The organism is Nitrospinota bacterium, from assembly GCA_035528715.1.
Lineage (GTDB): Bacteria > JADFOP01 > JADFOP01 > DATKYB01 > DATKYB01 > DATKYB01.
On the sequence record DATKYB010000144.1, the window covers coordinates 1 to 2,109 of the forward strand.

The following is a 2,109-nucleotide window of genomic DNA, read 5'->3' on the forward strand; positions in this document are numbered from 1 at the left end:
CGTTTTTTATTAACTGACCGATTTTATAAAAATCATCCTTTTCAAAAAGGGCTTTTACAACAGTAGTCCTGAACTCATAATCCAATCCTGAATCCATAATTAATCTGATACTGTCAAGAATCTTTTTTATATCTATCTTTCTTTTTATTACTTGATGGTATTTATCCAAAGATGTCTTTATATCCATCGCAATATAATCTACGGATTTTAACTCAATTATCTTTTTGAGCCTTGACGGGAAACTCCCATTGGTATCAAGCTTCACCAAATACCCCAATCTCTTTATCGCCGATAAAAAAGCACTTAAATCACCTTGTAGAAGAGGTTCTCCGCCAGTTATGGTCACAGCGTTAAGCTTTCCCTTCCGTCTACCTAAAAATGACAATATCTCATCCTCTTTTAATCCAATGTTGGCTGACTTTTTGGGGTCTACTAGTTCTGGGTTATGGCAGTAAGGGCATCTAAAATTACATCCCTGAGTAAAGACAATTGCACAAATTTTATCTGGATAATCGATTAGGGAAAACCTTTGAAATCCCCCTATAATCATACCTCAAACCTTAAACATCTTTCTTTCTTGAAACTCCTCTTGTTTTCCCCTGTTCCACTGTTTTAAAGGCCTGAGATAACCGACCACCCGGGAATACACCTCACATTCTGTTCCACATTTGGGGCATACACTCTGCTCTCCGTTTAAATATCCATGAACAGGGCAGACACTAAACGTAGGGGAAAAGGTAAAATAAGGAAGATGATACTTTTCGCATATTGTGCGTACCATGGATTTAACGCTCCCAGAGTTGGAAATCCTCTCACCTACATAGATATGAAATACCGTTCCTCCTGTATATTTTTGTTGGATGCTATCCTGCAAATCCAAGGCATCGAAAACATCATCGGTGAAGTCAACTGGCAGATGGGTAGAATTGGTATAGAAACATTGATCTCTCTCTACATTGCCTGCAGATATTATATCAGGATATTTTTCCTTATCAATCTTTGCCAGACTATACGAGGTTCCCTCTGCAGGAGTAGCTTCAAGGTTATAATTATTTCCCGTTTCCCTTTGAAAATCTATTAAGATCTCCCGCATGAAATCTAAAACATTTATAGCAAATTCCTTCCCCTCTCTATCACCAATAGTTTTACCAAGAAAGTTTTTGCAGGCCTCATTCATTCCAACAAGCCCGATAGTTGAAAAATGATTCTTCCAATACTCATTAAACCGCTTCTTTACATTTCTTAAATAATATTTGATGTAAGGGTAAAGGCCCCCGTCTGTGAATCTCTCCAGAATTTTTCTCTTTATCTCTAAACTCTCTTTAGCCAGGATCATCAAATCTTTAAGTCTGCTAAAAAATTCATTCTCACTGGCACAAAGATACCCTATTCGCGACATATTAATTGTTACAACACCAATCGAGCCGGTCAAAGGGTTTGAACCAAAAAGTCCTCCTCCTCTCTTTTCTAATTCACGATTATCTATTCTCAATCTGCAACACATACTTCTCGCGTCCTCTGGGTTCATATCTGAATTTACAAAATTAGAAAAATAAGGAATCCCATACTTGGCCGTCATCTCCCACAGATTACTCAGAACAGGATTCTCCCAATCAAATTCCTTGGTAATATTGTATGTCGGGATGGGAAAAGTAAAAACTCTTCCTCCAGCATCTCCCTCTGCCATAACCTCTAAAAAAGCCTTGTTAAATAGGTCTATTTCTTCCTGAAAATCCCTATAGGTAACATCCTGTGCCTCTCCTCCAATAATAACACCCTGATCTGCATAGTATTCAGGTACAGTAAGGTCCAGTGTAACATTCGTAAAAGGGGTCTGAAATCCAACCCTTGTGGGCACATTAATATTAAAAATAAACTCCTGCAGGGCCTGCTTTATCCCAATATAGTTTAACCTGTCAAATCGTATGAAAGGTGCTAACAGAGTGTCAAAATTAGAGAATGCCTGAGCACCTGCCGCCTCTCCTTGAAGCGTATAAAAGAAATTTACGATCTGTCCCAATGCACTCCTAAGGTGTCTGGCAGGCCCGCTTTCTACTTTCCCCCATACCCCTCTGAATCCTTCTACCAACAAGTCATACAGGTCCCAAC

The 2,109-nt window shown here is 38.9% G+C and carries 2 protein-coding genes; both read right to left on the reverse strand.

What is annotated here, in order from left to right; translation table 11 throughout:
* On the reverse strand, nt 1-550 hold a 550-nt coding region (locus tag VMW81_10055; GenBank protein HUU51282.1), incomplete at its 3' end, for an anaerobic ribonucleoside-triphosphate reductase activating protein.
* A gap of 3 nt (nt 551-553) precedes the next feature.
* On the reverse strand, nt 554-2,109 hold a 1,556-nt coding region (locus VMW81_10060), incomplete at its 5' end, for a ribonucleoside triphosphate reductase (protein HUU51283.1).